Source organism: Microcoleus sp. MON2_D5 (assembly GCF_036701905.1).
GTDB lineage: Bacteria > Cyanobacteriota > Cyanobacteriia > Cyanobacteriales > Microcoleaceae > Microcoleus.
Map to the genome: position 1 here is coordinate 25,222 of NZ_JAUBRM010000027.1, position 22,773 is coordinate 47,994.

Sequence of the window (22,773 nt, forward strand, 5' to 3'; positions counted from 1 at the left end):
AATCCAAAGTCTAAAATCCCCAATCTAAAATCTATATGACTGATACTTGTCTCCCACCTCTGATTCAGCAAATGTTGCAGCCCGGGTTTTACCCGCACGGGGTGACAGAACCAGTGCAGCTAATTCAGACTCATGGCTCCTTTGTTCTCCTCACAGGAGACTATGTTTACAAAATCAAGAAATCAGTTAATTTTGGCTTTTTCGATTATTCAACCTTGGAGAAGAGACAGCATTTTTGCAATCAAGAATTGCTGATGAACCAGCGCACTGCACCGGAAATTTATCTAGAAGTTTTGCCAATTCTTCAAACGGGCGATTCTTTTCACTTGGGTAGCAGCTTACCTGCTATAGCTTCTGGCGAAATTGCTGTAGAATACGTGCTGAAAATGCGAGAATTTCCTCAAGATTCGCTGTTGCTCAGTTTGTTGGAACGCGGACTTTTGACCGAGCAACTTATGGCAGACTTAGGGCGGGAAGTTGCCAATTTTCACAGCACGGCAATTAGTAATAGCTACATTCGCCGATTTGGCGAAGTCAGTCAGATTCGCACAACAATAGATAAGAATTACCGAATTTCGCAAAAATATATCGGCGGGCCGCAGAATCAGAGACAATATCAGGAAACTAAAGATTATAGTGATGGGTTTTTTGCCAAAAATCAAGAGTTATTTAAGCTGCGGATTGCCAATAATAAAATTCGCGAGTGCCACGGAGATTTACACTTGCGGAATATAGCATTCTGGCAAGATAAAATATTACTGTTCGACTGCATTGAATTTAACGAGCCTTTTCGCTTTGTTGATGTCATGTACGATGTCGCTTTTACAGTAATGGATTTGGAATCGCGGGACCGCAGAGACTTAGGCAATGCTTTTCTCAATACTTACATCGAACAAACAGGGGATTGGGAAGGACTGCAATTGTTGCCTTTGTATTTGAGTCGTCAAGCTTATGTTAGAGCAAAAGTAACTTCGTTAATGTTGGACGATCCCGCTATTTCAACTTCCCAAAAAGCAGAGATTTCACAGACGGCCACTCATTACTATAAACTGGCTTGGCAATACACAAAACCGCGCCGGGGAAAGTTAACTTTGATGTCTGGTTTGTCTGGTTCGGGCAAGAGTACAGCGGCTCGATATTTGGCTCGCCGTACAGGGGCAATTCACATTCGATCCGATGCTGTTCGCAAGCATTTAGGCGGAATTCCTTTAAATGAACGCGGCGGGCAAGATTTGTACTCGGATGAAATGACGGCACAGACTTATGGTAGATTGTTAGAGTTGGGGATAGTGCTGGCTGACCGAGGTTGGGATGTGATTTTAGATGCAAAGTTCGATCGCCAAAACTTGAGAACCGATGCGATCGATCGGGCTCAATCCCACGGCTTGCCCCTGCAAATTATTTACTGCACCGCACCAATTGAAGTATTGCGAGAACGACTGCAACAGCGCAGGGGCGATATTGCCGACGCGACAGCAGAACTATTGAGTTCGCAGCAAGCAGCTTTTGAACCTTTTACAGAATTAGAGCAAATTTCTGTAAAGATTGTAGATACCGCCCAAGACTTAGAGGTACAATTAAACTTGATTTGTGGAGAGTAGTTGCAGATCGATCGCCCTTGCTAATTTGATTGTCTGCTAATATTGTCAATATCTTTCTGTGTTATTACAAACACAACTTGCAGCTCATGCCAAAATTTACCGGAGACTCCAAGGGGTTTAACCCCGCGCTGATATGGTTTGTGTTGTTTACCGTTGGGTTTCGCTTAGTAGGATGTAGCCTGCCCGTGAGTCTCGGTCTTGGTGTCATCGGTGGCGTGGCAGCAGGTTTAATTGTAGCTTGGTGGCACAACGAACTACTACTCAACCCGAATATGCGTTCCAAGGATAAAACCTCGGATGCTATCCTCAATAAAGAAGTAGTGGAAACCGAGAGCAAACTATATAGCAAAACCTCTAGGCGTGAAGCTCCTACATTGTTCGACTGGTTGTCAGGGCCAGAGGATCGTCGCTAGCACCGAAAATAGTTTTTAGTATTGAGTTTTAAGCTTTAAGTTAAAGAGTTCACTATTCAAAACTCAATACTAAAAATTAACAACTCCCGCCACCTAAATTACTAATTACAGATTAGCGAGTAACGATATTCCATTACCAATTACCCATTACCGCTAACTAGCAATTTGAATTACTTGCTGAATGTTTGTATTTCTGTCGAAACTCCTGCCGCTGTTTATTTATCCTTTGGGGTTGAGTTGCCTGTTAATGATGGCGGCTTTAATCACACTTTGGAAGCGTCCGAAATGGGCGGCGGCGCCAATTGCTGCGGCTCTAATTATTTTACTGCTCGGAAGTAGCGGTTGGGTTTCAAAATCGTTAGTTCGATCGCTCGAATGGCAAAACTTACCAACCGCCGAACTCCCCCAAGCTGAAGCGATTATCGTCTTGGGCGGCGGTGTCAAAGCAGCTTTACCTCCCCGTCCTTGGGTAGAATTAGCGGAAGCGGGCGATCGAATAATCTACGGTTCCCGACTTTACAAGCAAGGCAAAGCTTCCCTGCTAATTCTCAGCGGCGGTAGAGTAGATTGGAAAGGCGGCGGGGCTCCCGAATCGGCAGACATGGCAGAAATTGCCCAAACAATGGGTGTACCGGCATCAGCAATTCTGCAAGACCCCGATTCACACAACACTTATCAAAATGCCGTCAACGTGCGGAAAATTTTAGATGGTAAAGGCATAAAAGGGCCGGTTTTGCTAGTGACCTCGGCGATGCACATGACTCGATCGCTCTTAATTTTCAAGCGGCAAGGCATAGCAGCCATTCCAGCACCAACAGACTTCCAGATAACGCAGCAGGATATCGCAGCATCCCAAAGCAATTGGCAAGCAGTCGCCTTGGATTTATTGCCGGATACCTATCAGTTAAACCAGTCAACTAAAGCTTTGAAAGAATACATCGGCTTAATTGTTTATCGGCTGCGGGGATGGCTTTAACAGAATTACAAAATTTTAGATTTGGGATTTTGGATGGAAGAATTTAAGTAGTCTCAACCGTGAAGTCACTGGCCAAATCCAAAATTGATTCTGTGTGCTAGCTTAAAGTCATTACAGCAAATATTAGCCACAGTCGCCCCCAAACAATCATGCTGCCCCACGAGTTGCAAAACATTGCCCCAGAACCGACTCCCGCGGCCGAAATTTTTCAGAGACACCAAATTGTCCGCGAGTTTTACGAGGAAATTAAGTACCGTCAAGAACTAGAACTTCACTGCCAGTGGTATTACGCTACAGCCAAGCAGCATCAGCAGGAATTGCAGAAAATGCAGGGAGATTTGAATATCTTCGGTTGGTTTAGCCGCGGACGGTCGAAAAATTAAGGGTTAAATAAAAAAGATGGTTTGTAGTAAGGAGTTTAGCCCTGCAGACCGACTAAAAGCTACAGAAAAAAGTGAAGTCCTCACTACAAACTGTACAACAGCTATATGACTCCCGCCCAAAAACGGATACTTGCTTTCCGACAGGAGTCGCGACCAGCGCAAAATTTTAGACCTTAGTTCAAGATTCCAGATTCATCTGTGGAGTAAATCTAAAATCTAAAATCTAAAATCTAAAATCGACTGACCGGATTTGATATTGTCTTTGACCTCGGGCTTCTACTTTGGAGACAGCTAGACTTCCGAAGATATCAATTCGACCTCATCCTCTTTCAGGTGAGCTCGAAATTTTTTGTCAAATTGTACTAGAATCGGCCAATTAGCACTGACAGGTCGGCCGTGCCATTCGTGAACGATCGCCACGACTTCTCCTTCCATACCCTTAATATCAAATGGTTGACTGCGATTTTCAGGATGGTGGTAGACAACAACAGAGTTTTTAATGCAAACGCGATCGCCAACTTTCATAGACTTAAATTTAGTGTTCTCTCTTCAAAACTCTGCAAAGCCTACTGGTGCAGAACACCTGTAGGCTTTGCGGACAGTCTTTTTATCTTCCCACACAAGTACAGCGAAAACTCAAAGAAACTTGTCGGTGTTCTGTCGGTGCTTCGATCGCCAGCCGCGATCCCGGGAAGCCTCCATGCCGATAGATCCTCGGTTGATCCCGCAGATCCGATCGGGATTTAAACCCCGATCGGGCGGATTCTCAAGGGCGGGAATTGATTTGGCTAATCAGGAAACTATTTACTTAACTGATTTAACCAACACTCAACATCAACGCCCAAGGTTTGACCCAACTCCAGCAACTGCCGGATCGAAGGCAAGTCCCAGCCGGCGCCGGAACCTGCAATCCCCAAGGCAACGGCAGCGACCACACTGTCGCCCGCCGACACCTCTTGCAGTTGCAGCCAGCCCAAACACAGAGGCACAATTTGACTGTAGAGAGAATTGAAATACAGTTCCTGCGATCGATCCAGACACAAACCCAAACTCAGCCGATCGCCTACTGCAATCAAACGCTCGATCGTGCGGATATCAGCTTCTAAATTGACAGGCGAGCGATCCTCCGCGCCCGCTCCAGCTTGCAGCAGCGTGTCTAGCGAGCGCCAAACCAGCCTTTCCAAAATTTCCTTGACTTCGGGAACGTTCAACCGACAGCGGAGATGGCCGCTTTCAGTGGCGATCGCCTCAATTTCGGCCAGCAGCGCCTCCGCGTCCTCCGTTTCCAGTTCTAGAGCCTTGGCCGCCGTCAAACAGCGGTGTCCCAAAGCCACCTCAGCAGCCACCTGCAACTCTACGGGCACCTGCAGATCGTCGCGGTGGAACGCCATTATCACCCCGTAATTTTCCCGGTAAACCTGAGTGTAAAGCTGATCCAACCGAGTCAAATTTTCCTGACTCAGCAACTGCACGATCCGGTGGCGTTCCTCCGCAAATAAATCCCGCAAGCTAAAGGACTGATCCCCAAACAGGCGCACCATTTCCAGAATCGCGTGGGACGCCGAAGCTTCTTGCATAACTCCAAACAACCGCTCTTTGAGCATAGTGTAAGACCGGCGGCTGCCAAAAGGCTGAATGCAGCAGTGGAAGTCCCAGCCGCCGAGGTGCAACGCAGCAAACACAAAAACCTCTGTTTCCCGCGTAATTTCCGAGGTTAACTGCAATTGACCCACAGCCAGAGTCATCGAGCCCATGCGCTGAATTTGGAAATCTTCCTGCTCGGCCTGATAGCAGTAAACTCGCTCTTCGCGGGGAAATTTGGCAAATAGAGAACTGATTGCGTAGTGGGCGGCCACTTGTCGGAGACTAATTTGAGCTGTCACCACCAGTTGGCGGTAAACTTCTGCCCCTGTTTTAAAACAGTCAACGTTGCTGGGTACGAGGGCTAGTTGAGCCACAAAATCCTTTTCTAGCTGGATGCCGGTAACTTCCCCCGCCAATTCCAGCGCCCGGGCCGCGTAGCGCAGAATTTGCACGCCTTCTGGCCGCGAGATTTCTTCAAAAAACCAGCCGCAGCTAGTGAACATTAACAGGGCGTGGCGCTGCATTTCCAGCAGTCGCAGGGCGTCCACCTGTTCGGCGTCGTCGAGGGGGCGAACTTGATGGCGTTGAAGGAAACTGTCAACGTTAGCGGGCGATCGATCGCGGATAACCTCAATATATTCATCTCTGGCTTTCCAGGGATCGCTCAACAGCTTGCGCCCCGCTTCTTCGTAAATCGGAATCAGCCGATCGCGCAGCCAATTGAGAGTATCCCGCAGGGGGCGGCGCCATTTGAGGTGCCATCCGCCGCCACCACCGCAGCCGCAATCATCTTGCCAGCGATCGACCCCGTGAGAGCAACTCCAGGCCGTCACGGGTTTGAGTTCAACTTCCCAAGCGCTCGGATTTTGACTTAAATAATGAGCAAAATTCGTCACCGTCCAGCCTCGGCGGGGAAACTCTTCTGTGAAGGCGTAGGCGAGGCATTTTTCGGTACTGTTTTTGTGGTGGCCGAAAGTTTCGCCGTCCGTCGCCACGCAGATTAATTGAGCCGGTCGGTGGTCTCCCCGTACTGCTTGACCCAAGCGCCCGGCCAAGTGGTGGCTGCTGCTGAGAACGTCATTGAAGCCCATATCTCGCGAGATCGGGCCATCGTAGAAAAAGATATCGATGTAGGGAGTGTTGGCAGTTGGGGCTGCAGAATTTTGGGAGTGCTGGCGGCCAAAATAGTGAGTGCTCAGCGGCGAGAGTTGGTGGTCAGCCATCAATCGCATTTCCGGTTTCAAATAGCAGCGGTACGGGCGAGTCGGATCGATTTGACCCCCGCCGACTTCGTGCCATTCGGAATTGTGCCCTGGTTCCCCTTCGTGGTTTTGCCCGATTAGCGGGCGGCAGCGTTCGGCTTGGGAGGGGGCTAAGACAATGAAGCGGATGCCTTCAGCGACTAAAACTTCGAGGGTGGCGTAGTCTACGGCGGTTTCGGCGAGCCACATTCCTTCGGGATCGCGACCGAACCGGGAGCGGAAATCTGCGATCCCCCACCGAATTTGGGTGTATTTGTCTCGCTCGTTAGCGAGGGGCATGATGATGTGATTGTATACTTGGGCGATCGCGTTGCCGTGACCGTTGAGCCGCTGACAGCTTTTGCGATCGGCTTCCAGAATCCGCTGGTAGACTTCCGCATCGTAGCGTTCCAGCCAGCTCATCAGTGTAGGCCCGATGTTGAAGCTCATATACTCGTAGTTGTTGACGATCCCCGCGACTTCGCCGCGATCGTTGAGTATGCGGGCAAAGGCGTTCGGGCGGTAGCACTCGATGTCAATGCGTTCGTTCCAGTCATGGGCGGGAGAGGCGCTGGCTTGGCGTTCGATCGCGTCCAGGTAAGGGTTTTCCCGGGGTGGCTGGTAAAAGTGACCGTGAACCGTCACGCAGACCCCTGTTGCGGCAGTCACGCTGGTTTGGGTTGCAGCGGTAACGGTTGGCGAAGGCAAAGGTAGCACATCGGATTGAGTTGTAGAAAGCGAAATCATGCGATCGAATCCTCAAGTAGTTAAAGACAATAAAACGAGCCTAATTAGAAACTGAAACCTTACGCAGCAAGAGTTACAGCTAGGCATCTGTTAGGACTAAATTTGGCTGACAAGTTTTGATACATTTGTAGTATTGCGAGCAAAGCATTCGTTCCAAGATGCCAACCGTCGATCCCTGGGTTTTTTGCCAATGCTTTGCTGTTGAAAGAGTTAAAAAATGTAGCTTTTGCTGCTTTTTGGCACTTGCGACCCATTTCGGGTTAGTGCTTGCAGCACTGCTCATTGAGAGTTTCATTTACCTTGCTGGATTGTAAAGTCTTATTCATTAAATAGCAACTTTTCGCCGGAAAGATTTAATTTTTGGCAATAAATCTTGGCGGTTGTGGATATCGGTTTAATGCCCGATGAATTTATAGAATAAGAGTATTGCCCGAGTTTCGCATCATACTTTAGGTGCTTTTTACCTAAGTTCTGGACAAGTTAGGCTAGTTGGGTTAGGGCGGGGCAGATTGGCTGCAAATGTACTTTCCAGAAGAGTTGTAAGACTGGTGCGGAGTCAAAAGGCAACAAAAAAGCAAAACGGTAAATGTTATGTTTTAACTCCTGAGAGGTATGTGGGGGCGGAGGCCTGGGAGGAGGAGGAGGAGGGTTTGGACGAGAAGAGGCTGCCTTTGACGGCGAAGTTGGAGAGGCAATTTGCCGAGAGTGCCAAGTTAGAGGCGATGATTCGGGAAAATCGGCAGAGGGTGGGTTCTGGCCGATAGTTCGTCAATTGCTGAAGATTATCATGATTTTGGCGAGAACTTAAGGAAGGTATTGTGCAATATCAAGTGCGGGCCGTACTTTCTGTTATTCGCGAATTAGTGTTGCTTTACTGGTCAATTGGACGGAATATTTTAAACAGGCAACAGCAGCGAGGATGGGGAGCAAAAGTTATAGACAATTTAGCTGTTGACTGAAAAACAGCTTTTCCTGAAAGGATGTTTGCCGACGATTGAGCAGTTGGAAGCTGAGTTAGAAGCGGTGGATGTGGAAATTCAGGAGCAATGATAAAATTGGAGAGTGCGAAGTCAAGATAACTCTTATCGAAAAATCTTAGAGCAATTCTTCACCCTAGCTGTAACCCGTGATGTTTGGCGACCCAAGGTGCTCTCAGGTGAGATTCGGGTGAAGGATTTAGAGAACCTAGCTAGAAATATCAGGAACCCGCACCATCATTTCTCCTATGCACCGTCTTTTCAAACTTGATGCGTTCAGGAGGTTTTGGAGGTTCTGGAGGTTTTTGAGAAGTATTAGACTCTTGCTGATCTGCTGAATTATTAGACATGGAGGTTCCGTTGAGGAATAATGAATGTAATCCCAATATAACGCTAATTTACGAATACGCAGAGCAGGCATTAAAAGATTTAGATATGAGTAGCAATAGGCTTACTACAAAACTAGGTGTAGTGCTGGGATTTGATGCAGCTCTAATTCGCTTTTTTTCCAGCTTACCCGATCGTTCGCTTGCAGTAAATATTGATGCTTTGGATATTTCGTTGGAGTGTAATTTTTGTTTGTTTTTAAAGATTCTCAGTTACCTTGCTTTAATAATTTCTTTGATTTATTGTTTCTTGGGATTTAAGCCGCAAATAGCAGGAAAAATAATTTTACCAGAAGAATTAACAGAAAAATGCCTTGACATAACAGAGGAAGAGTATAGACTCTCAATCATAGAACACTCGAATCAATCTATCAAGGAATTGGCCAAAAATAGAGACAAAATATCAGATTTGTTTAAAGGGGCTATCTGGGCACTAATATGCGCTGCTATTTTGTCCGCAATTGACGTAATTTTATCTTCTTTCTTAGTCAAGTAAACTACTAAAATACAGAGAGAATTAATTAATGGCATCCACCAACAAAAAGAACAATTAAGCAACATCTACCTGCAAGCTGTCACCACCGTTGCCGGCTATTCCGTCTACAAACCTTCCGTAGACGATGACAGCGTAGACTGGGGAGTAGCTGCGAAAGGCGCGACAGGCCCCATTAGAGCACCTCGCTTAGAATTGCAGTTAAAATCTACATCAAGTGATATCCAAGACGATAACTCCATCCGCTACCCCCTCAAGCTCAAAAACTACGACGACTTAAGAATGGATGACTTCGCCATACCCCGAATTTTAGTTGTCGTTTTAATTCCAGAAACACCCGAAGATTGGTTAACCCAGTCGGAAACAGAACTCTGCATCAGAAACTGCGGATATTGGATCTCGCTGCGGGAAAAGCCAAAAACACAAAACACAAACGCTGTCACCGTCCCCATCCCCAGAATCAACCAATTTACCGTCGCAGCCCTTCAGTCAATTATGGAGAAAATTAGCCAAGGAGTTCAACCATGAAAATCACCGTAAAAGATAGCCAAACTCTCGAAACAATCAAGCTAAATCAACTGAGAAATTACTTACAAACTCACGGCTGGCATGAAGACCAACCTTTTTTAGATAATGCCACACTTTGGCACCAACCAACAGCCGATGCAGAAGAATTTGAAATATTGCTACCTAACCGGGAAAACCTGGGAGATTATGCAGCCCGCATCCGCGAGGCAATCCAAACCCTAGAAAACGCAGAAAATCGCCCTCAAATTGAAATTTTAAGCGAACTACTTACCAGCATTCCCAACACGATAATTCAGGGAATTGTTATGCAAATTCACACCCCCAATACCGACAAATTAAGTGGCGAAATAATCTTAATAGGCGTCATTGCTGACAAATTGCGGAAAATTCAAACTTCACTCGCAGACAAAGATTATATCCTGGCGATTAAAGCTTATCAAGAACGCTTACCGATTCTCTGTAGCGGTGACTTAATCAAAGACAACAACGCCTTCATCCTCAAAAACCCCCACAACTTAACTCTCGATGAATTGTCGTAAGACTAACAGATTTTGTCGAAATCTATATTAAACACCTTCCAAACAGATATCAAGTTCCCTCGCAAAAGCCTCTGGCGCATCCAGCATCAGCCAGTGTCCAGTATCGGCGATCGTAGTTGTCGTCAGTGTGGGACGGAGGATGTGGAGGCTGAACGGAAAAGTGTTTGAGGGAGCAATAATTGCGTGGGCCCGTGTTCCAGGCGCTGCTAGGTAGCGATCGAGAGCATCAACAGCTTCAAAGGGAAACATCCCGCGATACATTCCACACAGGCAATCCCGTGGAGTCGCCGCCAAGCAAGCGAGAATCCGATCGCGCGTATGGGCCCTGCTTCCTGTCAGCGCCTCGTTGAAGCTGGTTTCCACAGCAGCCCGCCAATCCTCCGTCTCCAGAACCCTCTGGTAGGGGACGATCCGTGCCTCGTGCACCTCTGCAGACACCTTGGTAAAGTCTCCAGGTGGGTCTGCCAGGATCAACTGCGCGATGCGGTGCGGTGCGGCTGCTGCTGTGGCGAGGGCAATACAAGCACCGAAACTGTGCCCGACGATCGCCACTCGATCGAGTCCCAGCCCATCCAGTACCGCGAAAACATCCGCTGCACAGGAGGCGGGCGCATAGTTGCCGTCCTCTGGCGGTGCGGAATCACCGTGTCCCCGCATATCAAGGGCGATCGCGCGTCGGGTACGGGCGACATGGGCAAGCTGCACATCCCAGATGCTCGCAGAAACCGCCATACCGTGCACGAATACCACCGGCAGCGACTCGGACTCCCCAGCGGTGACAGCGGGGCTGGCTTCGATGATGTGAATAGTGCCGATCGGTCCTTTGAGAGTTGTCGATCGCATACAATTTTCTCCTAACTTTGAATTTCCTCTTTTCACACAACCAATTTTACCTGCGTTACCCCTTGGCGCAATTCATACTGTCCTTTAACCCAAAATTGTTTAATTTTTTCACCCAAAAACGGAGCAATTTGCATCATTAATAAACGTATAAATACATTATTTCGCAGTTGTTCACCTTTCCAGGCTTCTTGTGCTTGCAGTTGTTGGGCGCGAATAATTTCTGGTTCGCGTTCTGCCTGAATCCGCGATAATGCTAAATCAATTTCCTCGTAATTAGCCCCTGCTTTCAATAAAGGTACAAGGTGATTGGCGGCAACAATTACATCGCGCAAAGCCATGTTAATTCCTTGAGCGCGAACCGGAGACATGGGATGTGCAGCATCCCCCAAAAGTATGATTCCTGGTCGATGCCAGCGCGGACAGCGACCAACCACAACAGATAATCGCATCGGAGATTCGATCGTATCGGCACAGTTGCGGAAATGTTCTGCCATCCACGCAGGCGATCGCGATGCGAAAGTTTCTGCCCAGTCTGTGTGTTTCCAATCGGTTTTGTCATCGGCAGATAGCACCCAAGCCAGATGAAGTTTTCCTGATTCTGCCCCATGAAAGACACTGAATCCGCTACCGCCATTCAGGATGGAATAAAATACATTATCCGCCACAAACCGAGGATGAGCGGCAAGTTTAAACCACAGAACATCTATACTATTCTGCTGTTTTACTAACTCTAATTCTGCACGCTGTCGTACAACCGAGTTTCTACCATCTGTACCAATCACAAGTGCAGCAGGAATCTCTCGCCCATCTCCTAGCTTTACACCCGCAATGCGATCGTTGCTGTACAGTAAATCTTTTACCGGAACACCTGAGATAAATTGAAACTCTGGATGCAACTGAGCTTCTGAAATTAGTGTTTCTAGCAAAGGCGGTTGCGATACCAGCGTACAAGGTCGATTTGACCCCATTGGCTCATCAACTCGAAATAGTTGCCGATCGCCCACAATGAACTCCCAGGCATCAATTGGTCGGTGTGGAACACCTTCTAGCATAGTGGATAAGCCCATTTGTGCGATCGCATCCAATCCGCTGGGCATTAACGCTTCACCCCGAAACACTCGGTAGGAATCTTTTGCAGCCTCAACCAAGGTTACGGCAATACCTCGTTTCACCAGCAGTAAGGCAAGTGCCGCACCAGTTGGCCCCGAGCCCACAATTACAATTTGCATCATTGCCATTCCCCATTGCTTTTTGCGGATATTGAGATATCAAAAAAGGTGGTAAAAGGAGGCAAAATCCCCTATTCCCAGCTATTTCTGGAGTGCCTGTTGAAAAGTCTTAACTGCATCAACATGATTCACCATATTGATGCAGCGCAACAACAAATCCAAATCGATCCCTTTCACTTCCTCACTACTGGAAACCTTTTCATAATGAAGTGTATTGCCCTCTCCCCGGAGGTGATAAACCTCTAACAATCCATCTTCCCAGAACCACACTTCCTTTATCTTCAGCCGCTTGTATGCCTCTAGTTGGTTGATGCCACCACTGGAAAACACGATCTCGATCGCCAAATCGGGTAGCTTACGACCAGGGGCAAGTTTATAAGATTCATCCGCCTCTCGCTTAACGGCTACCCCTTCACTTTCTAGCGTCATTGAGCCAGTTGGAGTAAAGTCAAACCCCGCCATCAGCAGGTACAGTTCCACCAATGCGGCAATTCTCTTCTTAACGGTTTCGTGGGGTTCTCCAGGCATTCGTCGTATCTCCAGAATTCCATCCAGGAAAGAAAGTCGATATCCTGGACGGTCTAACAATTGCTCAACTGCTTTGAACTCTCTCCAAGTGAGTCCCTCAAACAGAAGGGGTGATTCTTTTCTGGGTGGTGCGATGATTGCTGCGGTCATTTGATTCTCCAGTCTATTTCCAGATGAGAAACGATCGGGTTTGGAGGGCTATTTGTTTATTATAACTTTAAGTAGCTTTCTCCACTGTAAATCCGATTTCTTGCCCGTATGATAGTTCCAGCGTGTGACCGTCCGGGTCTCGCAAAAAAGCCCAGTAGCCGATCGGATATCCAGAATCTTTTGGTTCCTCAAGCAGTACGCCTTCTTGACGTGCTTTGTCGCAGAGAGAATCCATGTATTCGCGGCTTTTGCAACCTACTCCGAGGTGTGCAAAGGGAGACAGAACGGGATGTACGGAGTCTGTTTGAATTAGCACAATTACAAAAGGGCGAGTGCGATCGGAAAGCCAGACCACAGCAACACCAGTTTCTGCATCAATGCGGCGGTGAACGACCTGCATTCCAGCATACTTGGAGTAGAATTCAATACTGCGATCGACATCAGAAACGGCCAGTGCGATGTGTGTGAGACCGATATCAATCATATGTTATCTTGCTCCCGTTATATGAGGCTTAAAATCAATAATTGCCACTTCCAATATCATAAATTTAATGAGACGATCGCCACTTATACCAATTTTTTATGAGGCCCCGTAGAATCCGATCCCCCCTAGCCCCCCGCGTCCGGGGGGGGACAAGAGTCTGATCTTTCGTTCCCCTACTATCAGGGAGATGCGAGGGGGATCGAGATATGTGCAACTTCACATTAAATTGGTATAACCGCTCGTAACTGTCCATCGTTTTGCTGCCTAGTATTTGTAAGCAGCAAAACCTGAGCGGAACCAAGACGATTTACCTCTCAAGGTAGATGTCGGTTAATCCTGCCTTTGAGATACTCCATATGAAATGTAACTATTTATACTAATGCCGCATCTTTTGTTGGTAGACGACGAAGCCCCACTCTGTGAAAGCCTTGCTTACTCACTGAGAAAGGAAGGCTATGAGGTCACTACAGCACCAGATGGACACAGCGCGATCAAACAATTCCACAAGCAAGTACCCGATATCATTCTGCTCGATCTGATGATGCCAGAAGTTGATGGGATGGAAGTGTGTTGGCGTATCCGGGCTTTTTCTAATGTGCCTATACTGATGCTAACGGCTAAAGACCAAGATATGGATAAAGTGTTGGGCTTAGAGGCAGGGGCAGATGATTATGTGACCAAACCCTTCAATACGCAGGAATTGCTCGCACGGATTAAAGCTTTGCTGCGCCGCCATCATGCGGAATCTGCTTAAAAGCGGTTAAGGCATCCTTCAAGGGTTGGATAGCTCGGTTGGCTCAATCCGTGACCAATGGCGCTAGGTTAGGATCGCTTGCAACGGATACACCATTTATCCCAGCCATGTTTGAGCCGATGAAACTTTTTGCCCAAGACTCCTTTACGAGCAGATGGTTAGCATCTCTTCGGTGGAATTCAATCCACACGAAGCTCTTGGCTACCTACCTGATCCTGATCGTCTTAGGAACCTCGCTTATGTCTGGTTACATCCTATGGACGTTTTATGCCTTTTTCATGCAGTCTCGTCAGACAGATTTAGAAAACTGGGCAACAGCACTGAGCGAGAGCGTTGCAGATGCCCTCGAAGAAAAAGATATGCAACGGGTGCAGATCATTGTCCGGCGCTATGGGGCACCCGCCAATATCACACTCCGTGTCTTTGATGCCCAAGGTTCGCTGTTAGCCACCTCTGACCCTCGAACAGATCGACAAATCACCAATTGGCTGCTGATATCTGGCGTTTCAGAAGCACTAGACGGTCATTCGGTGCAGGGCGTTACTAAAGGGGTTTTATCAAGGGAAGATCGCCTCTATATTGTCAAACCGATGACTCGCAACGGTCAGATGTTGGGGATATTACGCATCTCGATTACTTTAGAACAGTTTCAGAAACAGTTTGTAAGGGTGATCTGGACAATTTTAGCCGCCCTTGGCATTACCATTCTTCTCTGTACCTTGGTCAGCAATCGATTAGCCCGGAGTCTCTCTAAACCCATTGAGGTGATGCGAAACTTTGCGATTCGCGTGGGTAGAGGACAGTTTGATGACAAACTCGTAATTCGTCAAAGCAATGAACTAGACCAACTCGCAACGGAACTGAATCGTATGAGTGAACGGTTGAAATCATTGGACAACGAACGCAGAGCCTTCCTAGCGAATGTTTCCCATGAACTGCGGACCCCTGTGAGTAATGTTCAGGTCACCATTGATGCGCTGGAGCGTGGCGCTGTGGATGAGCTGGAGTTGCGCGATCGCTTCTTTCAAACCATCAAAGAGGAGACGAAGCGACTTTCGGGCTTAATTCACGATTTGCTTGATTTAGGACGCTTAGAAGCGGGTGTCACGCTATTAGAAATCCAAGCCATTGCCTTAGAAAGTGTCATCAGCCGTGCGATTAGAGCAATGGAAGTTCGTATGCAGGCTAAAAACGTGACTGTAGAAGTTGATGTTGCTGACCTTCGGATTATGGGCGATTCGGAACGCTTATTACAGGCTTTTTTGAATCTCTTAGACAATGCGATTAAGTATTCTACCCCCAATGCTCGTATTTTCATTGCTGCCTCTGGCAACAAGCAACAGGCTCTGATTTCAATTCGAGACCAGGGAAGCGGCATTCCTGAAACCGATTTACCTCGCATTTTTGAACAGTTTTACACCACGAGCCGCTCTAGTAAGAATGGGGTTGGTCTGGGTCTAGCGATTGCCAGACGCATTATTGAAGCGCATGGAGGCAGTATTACAGCCAGTAGTAAACCCGGTCAAGGGGCTGTATTCACCCTTTCTCTACCCTTAGAATCATAAGTAGTTGAGCCCGTTGTCTGGTTCCGTGTCACTTCTTCCACCTGACTCACAGCAGTATTAGTCAAATGGATAGGAAAACCCGACTCTGCCAAATCAGACAATCTAGATTTAATTATCTTTTTATTTAAAGAAAAATGTTGTGCTAATTCTTTGTCAGGACATTTGCATTTTTTATAATTATTTAGTAGTCTCTAATACCAATTTAATGTGAAGTTGCACATATCTCGATCCCCCTCGCATCTCCCTGATAGTCGGGGGACGAAAGATCGGACTCTTGTCCCCCCCCGGACGCGGGGGGCTAGCAGGGTGGATTAATTGTCGAAAGAGTAAACCAAGGGGACTGGGCTATTTGCTGGCGATCACATAAAGGATTTAACTGGTTTGTCTCGATTAGACAAATCGAAAAGTAACTCACTAACATTTCCAAGTTGGTTAGCCATAAATCTTAAAGCTTGGGGAAGAGTATTCGTGCCCATCATCCGAGCGATTGATACTAAAAACTGTCTAACCATTGCCCAATTAGCTGGTGCGTTGCCACCGCGATGAATACAGTTATCCTCATTTAACGTCACATCTTTCACCCAATGCAGTCGATTTTCAATTAACCAGTGTCCTCGAATAGCCTCGGCCAATTTACTTGCCGACCAATCCAAACTGCTTAAATAATAGTGTTGTTCATGGAACTTAACTAATCGGCGACGACTTTTTTTGCCTGACCATCGACTGCCTGTTCTCTCGATCACAATTATGTGTTTTGCTCCCGCCCAAAGGGGTAATAATTCACTGCTAATGGCATAAATTGTGGTGATTCGAGTTGTGCTGCGTCCATGTAGGTTTTCGGAGGTTTGATTTGAGTCGCTGGCTCGTTGAGATTCGACTACTTTTTGAGCGGCTAGAAACAGGCTTAATTGATTCTTTTTGATGGTAACTATATAGTCATTGCCCCCATCAATAATTAAGGCGAGTGTTTTTTTTTGACAATGCAGTGCATCCGCGCTCAATTACTACATGAGAACCTGAGAGTTCTTTGATGAGTTCCTCTACCACAGAGATTTCACTTTGTTGCTGATTTTCCATGACTTTATGTCGCACTACCCAGCCGCGCTCATGACTGTAAACAGAAACCATGCTCACAAAATTTTGGTAAGAGCTATTGCCACCTACTAAGGTGCTTTTGATGCTTTTTCCGTCAATTGCCATCAATTCAAAGAGGGTTAATTGGCAAAGTCTGTTGTGACCATACATTGAAAAGAACGGCGATCACCTCAAAATCTAATGAGTGAATTATGTTGCGAAAAGTTGAATCTGATGGGAAGCGAATATCAGGCGGGAGGTTGAATAATTTTATGAGAGTTGCTCGAGGATTTTTGGTAAAATTAACTAAGGGCTTATACCCCCAATATCCCGTACAACTACCCAATAAAATTATTGTTAGTATCAACCATAAGGGATGTCTAATTCCTCTCGGATGTCGATGGTCGGGAACTGCAATAATAGCTTCAATTAAGTTCATTAGCGATGCACCGAGTTAGGATAGTATTGGCGATCGGGTCTGACCCGATCGCCAATACTATCCTACATTTATCCTGTGACAATAAATCCACCCTGCCCGGACGCGGGGGGCTAGGGGGGATCGGATTCTATGCAGCCTCATAAAAAATTGGTATTAGCCGCTTTCAGATCCATTGCTTTAATGAAACCATCTTTTCCGTCCATGTACCCTTGAATATTATCAGGGTATTTTTGGGCAAGTTTTCTCTTTAGTTCGCTGTATTGCTGCGCGTCCTCAGGATGGGAAATCATATAATCTCGAAACGCTAAATGGCGCTCTATCTGCGCTGAGTTCACTTCAAACCCGTGAAGTTGGTGTGTTCTAATCCCTGCTTCATTACCCTTGCGAAAATAACGACGACCGGATATCCCAAACTCACCCATTGCTTCATAACCTAATGCCTCAAGTGCTGAACTCTGTGTATCGAGTTTTATAATATCTTTAACCTCAACTAACATATCGATAATCGGCTTTGCATGAATTTGCGGAATCGCTGTGCTACCAATGTGATGTATAGCAACCACATTGTCCCTAAGTGCAAGTGCAATCATTTTCGACTCAGTTTCAAAGGCGCTGCGCCAATTTGGATCGTGCGGGACGACTTCTACTTTGAAAAAACCTACTTTTATTGACATGGCTGATAATTATTTGCTTTCTTTGTCATCTCATTGATTTACCATCGCATTTAACCGAAACAGATTTTATTAGGCCTCATTTTTTACGGGTTGCGCCCAAAGCTCTTAAACATACGGACAACGGGGAGGAACTGACTGTTTGGGAGAGAAATTTCAAACCGCTCAATCACCTGATAGTCAAATTTTGTGTAAAATGGCTCTCCCGCTAGCGTCGCAATCATCTCAACTTCCTTAAATCCAGCACGCTCAGCAGCCAGTTCGCATACTCGCATAATCTGACTTCCAATTCCTCGACGTGCCCAGGCTGGATGAACAAAGAATGCACGAATCTTTGCCGAGTCGCTGTCTGGGTTGAGCAGGCTGTCTTCTGGATTATTTTTGCCTGAATCACCTCCATAAAGCGTTTTACGCTTACTCCAACCACCGCAACCAACAATTTGGTGATTGTTCTCAGCAACAAAGTATGTTTGGTCTTGAATCAGTTTACTGTCAACCCCAAAAACTATGCCCAGTGCGCCTTCAATCTGCTCTGAACTATAGTAGCCTGCTTGCAAAGCTCTAGCAGAATCAGGAATTAAAGTTGTCAGCTTAGGAATGTCTTCTAAGGAAGCTAATCGAATACAAAAATCCATTGAACCGATCGGCTAAAAAAATCGCTCTCTTAGTTTGTCACATCCGTGAAAGCGGCAATGCAGCGATCGCCCGTTAGCGAAGCCCTCGAAGAGGATCGCCCACCCCCAGCTTTAAGCCAACACCCAAATCCCTCGCCCTCGCCCTTTTTTTCATTTGGTCACAGGCTATGATTGACGGTTGGCAGCTTTTGAGAATCTAAATGCTAAACACAAATACAATTATTTCCAGCCTGCTGTTATTTATCCCCGTTTCCATCGCCGGACACTTTCTCGGCTGGGAATCCTCCACAATCTTCATCACCTCGGCTTTAGCCATCGTCCCCCTAGCCGCCTGGATGGGCACAGCCACCGAAGAAATCGCCGTCGTCCTCGGTGCCAACTTGGGAGGTTTGCTGAACGCTACCTTCGGAAATGCCACGGAACTGATTATCGGCATCGTCGCCCTCAACGCCGGACTAATAGATGTTGTCAAGGCCAGCATTACGGGTTCAATTATGAGCAACCTGCTGCTGGTGATGGGATTTGCGATGCTGCTGGGTGGCTTGCGCTACAAAGAACAAGAATTTCAGCCGATAGTCGCCCGGTTGAACGCTTCAGCGATGAACTTAGCCGTGATTGCCATTTTGGTGCCGACTGCAGTTAATGCCACCTCTACGGGCATCCCTCCGCAAACTATGCAGAACCTCTCTAGCGCTGTTGCTATAGTCCTGATTCTCGTCTACGTGCTGACGCTGCTGTTTTCGATGAAAACCCACAGTTATCTGTACGATGCAGGGGTGGCAGAAATAGAAATGCTTGAAGAATTAGCCGAAAGTAACTTAGCACCAGACAGCCCTGACCACAAAGTCAATCTGCCGCTGTGGATTGGGGTGCTGTTGGCCTGTACCCTGATGGTAGCTGTCGAGTCGGAACTGTTGGTGGGTACTCTCGAAGAAGCGACGGCGCGTTTGGGGCTGACATCACTATTTACCGGGGTGATTTTAGTGCCGATTATTGGCAATGCTGCCGAACATACGACGGCGGTGACGGTGGCGATGAAAAATAAAATGGATTTGTCGGTTTCTGTGGCCGTGGGTTCGAGTTTGCAAATTGCTTTGTTTGTTGCCCCGGTGTTGGTTTTGGCAGGTTTTGTCTTGGGCAAACCGATGGACTTGAATTTCAACCCCTTTGAACTTGTAGCGGTTGCCGTGTCGGTGCTGATCGCCAATTCTATCAGTTCTGACGGCAACTCTAACTGGCTCGAAGGTACTTTGCTGTTGGCAGCTTATACGGTTTTGGCGCTGGCGTTCTACTTCCATCCGGTAATTGAGGGACTTGTTTAAAACGCTTTCTTCTGCTGAAGGAAGAGGGAAGAGGGAAGAAGGAAGAAGGCAGATTTTTTCACTCCCTCACTCCCCCACTCCCCTACTCTCACTTCTTTCTTCGAGAGTGGTGGTTGCGATCGTACAATTGAAATGTAGCTGCTCTCTCGTTATTAGTTCTGGTGTGTTTGTACATTATTTGCTGTCATCAGGGATTTGTGACCTCGATCGGGTGTGACAAACAACAAAACCTTTGGCATCAACCCGATCTTTAGAGCGCAGTGCCACAGGTTATACAAAAACACGGGATGCTGAAGTCAAGCGAGACTAAAGCCTCCCTTGACTTCAGAGAGGCTGCAAGATTTCAATCAAGGGTGCTCATGAGTCTTTTACTAGGTGTGCTACGATCGTCATAAGTTGAAAATTGAGTCTAACCAGACAACGTAAAACCTCGTACTCTTATTGTTGAGTACGTCGTCCCACAAACACGGTGTTGCCGTCTAGGAAAACTCGTATTTGAACAAAAACCGAACTAGATAAAGAGGACTAATCAAATACGGTATGCCATACCGCAATTAACGATTTTAGAGAAGACACCTCTAATGCGGCTTGAGTAATCTTGTCAAGGCAAGTAACGCAAGCTGAATCAAAAATCTCACTCACCAAGAGTACACACAGGTTAATCTAATCGCTTAATACTTGATTAAACTTCCTCCGAGCTGCTGATGACAAGCATATTGACAGAGGCGCAGTTTTGTGCAACATTCTCAGAATAATGCCCAAAATATGCAGGAAAAATTTTCAGGAAGAGTAAACGACGGTCGATTTAAAACTGACCAGCCTATAAAAAGGTCGAACGGGATACCACGATTCGTTAAATTGGTTGAAAATAATGGTTAAACAATGGCTAAAAGCTTCCACAATAATAAGTAGTTGTACAGAATTCAAAAATAGGGTGCTGCTCCACCCGAATTTACGCCTGTGGACAAGTAAGAGCCGACTCTCTTGGCAGAAGCAGGAATCAGACCCTCTAGAAAATACTTCTAGTTGAATGGTGAAGCTTAGATAAGTTTAGCCAAGTTTTGTATAGCAGTGTCCAAGTAAAACTTGATAGAGCAACCTCAATCAGGGTTATGTGGCTTCTGTGAGTTATTGCCTCAATCCCAAATGTCCGAATCCCTCCGATCCAGCCAACTCTGGCAAATCCGTGTGTATCCACTGCGGGTCTGAACTTTTGTTGCAAGGTCGATATCGGCTAGTCGCGCCTCTCGGAGGCGGCGGCTTTGGCAGAACATTTGAAGTGGACGACAACGGCGCCCGAAGAGTGCTCAAAGTCCTGCTCAAAGAACATCCCAAAGCTGTAGAACTGTTTAAGCAAGAAGCCGACGTGTTGGTCAGGCTAAGACATCCAGGTATTCCAAAAGTCGATCGCGACGGTTATTTTACATTTACACCCGCTCACAGCACAGAGTCTTTTCACTGTCTGGTGATGGAGAAAATTGCTGGGGCCAATTTGCAAGACTGGCTGAAACATCGGGGCCGCCCCATCAGTCAAGAACAAGCTGTGAACTGGCTCAAACAACTGTCGGAAATTTTAGACCAAGTTCACCGCCTCAACTATTTCCATCGCGATATCAAGCCGCACAATATTATGTGCAAGCCAAACGGGCAGTTAGTGCTGATTGACTTCGGGACTGCTCGGGAAGTGTCGGCGACTTATTTCGCTAAGGTGGGCCAGGGGCAAAATGTGACTGGTATTGTTTCCCCGGGCTACACGCCGCCGGAACAAACTAATGGCAAGGCTGTTCCGCAGTCAGATTTTTTTGCTCTAGGCCGCACTTTTGTTTATTTGCTGACTGGAAAGCCACCGACTGCGTTTCCAGAGAACCCGCGCACGGGCAGATTAATGTGGCGCAAAGGAGCTCCTCAGGTTTCCGACGCCGTGGCTAATGTAATCGATTATCTGATGGCGCCTTTTCCGGGAAATCGACCTCAAAGCCCGCAGATGGTTTTGCAGTGCTTGGAGGAAATTAATCTCGACGGCGCGGAAAGTCAGTTGCCTACTCAGTTGCCGACGACGGGGCAAACTAAACTTCGCGCAACTTCCGGGACGCCTGAGGTGAAGAAGCAGACTTCTGTAAACCGCCTCAGACCTCTGAATTCGGGATTGAAAAAGGCCGAGAAAGATGTTTTTGATTGGAAAAAGAAGTTGCTGGCGGGCACGGCTGTTTTGATGGTGAGTATTGGCGCGTCTCAAATTTACGGTTCGCTGCGTTACGGGGTGTTTCCGGCAGACCCGGTGTGGCTGCTTTCTACTTTACCTAGCACTCATTTTTTGCAAGGAAGGTTGGATAAGGTCGGGGGTGTAAATGCAATAGCCCTGTCCCCGGACGGTAAAACTTTGGTGAGCGCAAGCTCTGGGACGATTAGAATTTGGAATGTGAAGACGGGAGGTGTGCCGACTCTCAAGTCGGTGCATTCTCACAAATCGGTCAAGACGGTGGCCGTGAGCCCGAACAGCTCGATTTTGGCCAGCGGGGGCGGCGACAATAATGTGATTCTCTGGGATTTGAAGACAGGGCGGCGGATGCGGACGATTCCGGCTCACAAAGCCCCGGTCAACGCCATCGCTTTTAGCAGGGACGGTCAAACTCTCGCTAGCGGCAGCGATGACAAAACTATTCGCTTGTGGAATGTCAGAACCGGCAGCAGGTTGCGGACTTTGAGCGGCCACGCCGGACGAGTAAACGCGATCGCTTTGAGCCAGGACGGTAAAACTCTCGCTAGCGGCAGCCAAGACAAGACTGTGCGTTTGTGGAATCTCGGCACCGGAGAAGTCAGAAGAATTATCACAGGTCACGGGGGCGCAGTTAATGCTGTGGCTTTTAGCCCGAACGGGAAAATTGTGGCTAGTGCTAGCACCGACAATACGATCCGTTTGTCGAACGTGCAAGACGGGAAGCGCACCCGCACTTTAAAAGGGCATTCGAGCTCGGTGAGGACGATCGCCTTTAGCCCGGACAGCCGCACTTTGATCAGCGGGGGCGGAGATATTATAGTTTGGGATTTGAAGACGGGAAAAGAAAGAAGCACTCTTTCTGGTCACAGTCAGTTTGTGAGTTCTGTTGCTATTTCCAGAGATAGCAAGACTTTTGTGAGTGGCAGTCCCGATCGCACTATTAAGATTTGGCGAATGCCATAGTCCTACTATTTTAGATTTTAGATTTTAGAT

24 protein-coding genes are annotated in these 22,773 nt (G+C 47.2%); 13 read left to right on the forward strand and 11 right to left on the reverse strand.

Annotated elements, in window-relative coordinates:
- The first annotated feature begins 35 nt into the window (after positions 1 to 35).
- The 4 genes from QUA47_RS11955 (at position 36) to QUA47_RS11970 (ending at position 3,373) form a co-directional block, all read left to right on the forward strand.
- On the forward strand, positions 36 to 1,601 hold the full coding sequence (locus QUA47_RS11955) for an AAA family ATPase (RefSeq protein WP_333430896.1): 1,566 nt from the start codon (positions 36 to 38) through the stop codon (positions 1,599 to 1,601).
- 86 nt (positions 1,602 to 1,687) lie between these two features.
- Complete coding sequence (locus QUA47_RS11960) at positions 1,688 to 2,014, forward strand: hypothetical protein (RefSeq protein WP_333220791.1); 327 nt, start codon at positions 1,688 to 1,690, stop codon at positions 2,012 to 2,014.
- A gap of 181 nt (positions 2,015 to 2,195) precedes the next feature.
- Complete coding sequence (locus tag QUA47_RS11965) at positions 2,196 to 2,990, forward strand: YdcF family protein (protein WP_333430897.1); 795 nt, start codon at positions 2,196 to 2,198, stop codon at positions 2,988 to 2,990.
- A 149-nt stretch (positions 2,991 to 3,139) separates the two neighbouring features.
- Positions 3,140 to 3,373 (forward strand): hypothetical protein, encoded by a 234-nt coding sequence (locus QUA47_RS11970; RefSeq protein WP_190661358.1) that lies wholly within the window; start codon positions 3,140 to 3,142, stop codon positions 3,371 to 3,373.
- Positions 3,374 to 3,664: 291 nt separating this feature from the next.
- On the opposite strand, the gene QUA47_RS11975 is transcribed toward QUA47_RS11970, so the two are convergent.
- Positions 3,665 to 3,898 (reverse strand): ferredoxin-thioredoxin reductase variable chain, encoded by a 234-nt coding sequence (locus QUA47_RS11975; protein ID WP_006635793.1) that lies wholly within the window; start codon positions 3,896 to 3,898, stop codon positions 3,665 to 3,667.
- Between the two features lie 275 nt (positions 3,899 to 4,173).
- Positions 4,174 to 6,945 (reverse strand): DUF3536 domain-containing protein, encoded by a 2,772-nt coding sequence (locus QUA47_RS11980; protein ID WP_333430898.1) that lies wholly within the window; start codon positions 6,943 to 6,945, stop codon positions 4,174 to 4,176.
- A gap of 509 nt (positions 6,946 to 7,454) precedes the next feature.
- Here QUA47_RS11980 and QUA47_RS11985 point away from each other — a divergent pair.
- From QUA47_RS11985 to QUA47_RS12005, 5 genes are all read left to right on the forward strand, one after another.
- A complete protein-coding gene (locus tag QUA47_RS11985) occupies positions 7,455 to 7,709 on the forward strand; it encodes a hypothetical protein (RefSeq protein WP_333430899.1) in 255 nt (84 codons plus the stop codon).
- Positions 7,710 to 7,808: 99 nt separating this feature from the next.
- Positions 7,809 to 7,904, forward strand: coding sequence for a hypothetical protein (locus QUA47_RS11990; protein ID WP_333430932.1), 96 nt, complete (start codon positions 7,809 to 7,811; stop codon positions 7,902 to 7,904).
- Between the two features lie 378 nt (positions 7,905 to 8,282).
- On the forward strand, positions 8,283 to 8,804 hold the full coding sequence (locus tag QUA47_RS11995; protein WP_333430900.1) for a hypothetical protein: 522 nt from the start codon (positions 8,283 to 8,285) through the stop codon (positions 8,802 to 8,804).
- A 33-nt stretch (positions 8,805 to 8,837) separates the two neighbouring features.
- The gene (locus tag QUA47_RS12000; protein WP_333430933.1) at positions 8,838 to 9,329 is read left to right on the forward strand and encodes a DUF4365 domain-containing protein; all 492 of its coding nucleotides are present in this window, start codon (positions 8,838 to 8,840) and stop codon (positions 9,327 to 9,329) included.
- Positions 9,326 to 9,868: a hypothetical protein gene (locus QUA47_RS12005; RefSeq protein ID WP_333430901.1), complete on the forward strand. Its 543-nt coding sequence runs from the start codon at positions 9,326 to 9,328 to the stop codon at positions 9,866 to 9,868. The genes QUA47_RS12000 and QUA47_RS12005 overlap by 4 nt, the downstream gene beginning before the upstream one ends.
- 27 nt (positions 9,869 to 9,895) lie before the next feature.
- On the opposite strand, the gene QUA47_RS12010 is transcribed toward QUA47_RS12005, so the two are convergent.
- The 4 genes from QUA47_RS12010 to QUA47_RS12025 form a co-directional block, all read right to left on the reverse strand.
- The gene (locus QUA47_RS12010) at positions 9,896 to 10,711 is read right to left on the reverse strand and encodes an alpha/beta hydrolase (RefSeq protein ID WP_333430902.1); all 816 of its coding nucleotides are present in this window, start codon (positions 10,709 to 10,711) and stop codon (positions 9,896 to 9,898) included.
- A 32-nt stretch (positions 10,712 to 10,743) separates the two neighbouring features.
- Positions 10,744 to 11,943: an FAD-dependent monooxygenase gene (locus tag QUA47_RS12015; protein WP_333430903.1), complete on the reverse strand. Its 1,200-nt coding sequence runs from the start codon at positions 11,941 to 11,943 to the stop codon at positions 10,744 to 10,746.
- A 78-nt stretch (positions 11,944 to 12,021) separates the two neighbouring features.
- Positions 12,022 to 12,618: a Uma2 family endonuclease gene (locus QUA47_RS12020; RefSeq protein ID WP_333430904.1), complete on the reverse strand. Its 597-nt coding sequence runs from the start codon at positions 12,616 to 12,618 to the stop codon at positions 12,022 to 12,024.
- 67 nt (positions 12,619 to 12,685) lie between these two features.
- Entirely contained in the window at positions 12,686 to 13,102 is a 417-nt protein-coding gene (locus QUA47_RS12025; RefSeq protein ID WP_333430905.1) for a VOC family protein, read from the reverse strand.
- A gap of 379 nt (positions 13,103 to 13,481) precedes the next feature.
- Here QUA47_RS12025 and QUA47_RS12030 point away from each other — a divergent pair, with 379 nt between their 5' ends.
- Together QUA47_RS12030 and QUA47_RS12035 are read left to right on the forward strand one after the other, a co-directional pair.
- Positions 13,482 to 13,856 carry a response regulator gene (locus QUA47_RS12030; protein ID WP_190736601.1) on the forward strand — a complete coding sequence of 125 codons (375 nt, stop codon included), beginning with the start codon at positions 13,482 to 13,484 and terminating at the stop codon, positions 13,854 to 13,856.
- A 239-nt stretch (positions 13,857 to 14,095) separates the two neighbouring features.
- Positions 14,096 to 15,421 carry a HAMP domain-containing sensor histidine kinase gene (locus QUA47_RS12035; protein ID WP_333430906.1) on the forward strand — a complete coding sequence of 442 codons (1,326 nt, stop codon included), beginning with the start codon at positions 14,096 to 14,098 and terminating at the stop codon, positions 15,419 to 15,421.
- Positions 15,422 to 15,780: 359 nt separating this feature from the next.
- Here the strand turns inward: QUA47_RS12035 and QUA47_RS12040 are convergent, their stop codons facing one another.
- The 5 genes from QUA47_RS12040 to QUA47_RS12055 all read right to left on the reverse strand — a co-directional run bounded on the left by QUA47_RS12040 (position 15,781) and on the right by QUA47_RS12055 (position 18,240).
- Positions 15,781 to 16,422: an ISAs1 family transposase gene (locus QUA47_RS12040; protein WP_333430907.1), complete on the reverse strand. Its 642-nt coding sequence runs from the start codon at positions 16,420 to 16,422 to the stop codon at positions 15,781 to 15,783.
- Positions 16,370 to 16,666, reverse strand: coding sequence for a hypothetical protein (locus QUA47_RS12045; RefSeq protein ID WP_333430908.1), 297 nt, complete (start codon positions 16,664 to 16,666; stop codon positions 16,370 to 16,372). The genes QUA47_RS12040 and QUA47_RS12045 overlap by 53 nt, the downstream gene beginning before the upstream one ends.
- Positions 16,626 to 16,934, reverse strand: a complete 309-nt coding sequence (locus tag QUA47_RS30985) for a transposase family protein (RefSeq protein ID WP_445302507.1) — start codon at positions 16,932 to 16,934, stop codon at positions 16,626 to 16,628. Before QUA47_RS30985 ends, QUA47_RS12045 begins: the two co-directional genes overlap by 41 nt.
- Before the next feature lie 137 nt (positions 16,935 to 17,071).
- Complete coding sequence (locus QUA47_RS12050; RefSeq protein WP_333430909.1) at positions 17,072 to 17,608, reverse strand: GrpB family protein; 537 nt, start codon at positions 17,606 to 17,608, stop codon at positions 17,072 to 17,074.
- Between the two features lie 83 nt (positions 17,609 to 17,691).
- Positions 17,692 to 18,240, reverse strand: coding sequence for a GNAT family N-acetyltransferase (locus QUA47_RS12055; protein WP_333430910.1), 549 nt, complete (start codon positions 18,238 to 18,240; stop codon positions 17,692 to 17,694).
- Between the two features lie 200 nt (positions 18,241 to 18,440).
- On the opposite strand from QUA47_RS12055, the gene cax reads away from it, so the two are divergent.
- Together cax and QUA47_RS12065 are read left to right on the forward strand one after the other, a co-directional pair.
- Positions 18,441 to 19,562, forward strand: a complete 1,122-nt coding sequence (gene cax / locus QUA47_RS12060; RefSeq protein ID WP_190659801.1) for a calcium/proton exchanger — start codon at positions 18,441 to 18,443, stop codon at positions 19,560 to 19,562.
- A gap of 1,114 nt (positions 19,563 to 20,676) precedes the next feature.
- Positions 20,677 to 22,743, forward strand: coding sequence for a serine/threonine-protein kinase (locus QUA47_RS12065; protein ID WP_333430911.1), 2,067 nt, complete (start codon positions 20,677 to 20,679; stop codon positions 22,741 to 22,743).
- The last annotated feature ends 30 nt before the right edge of the window (positions 22,744 to 22,773 follow it).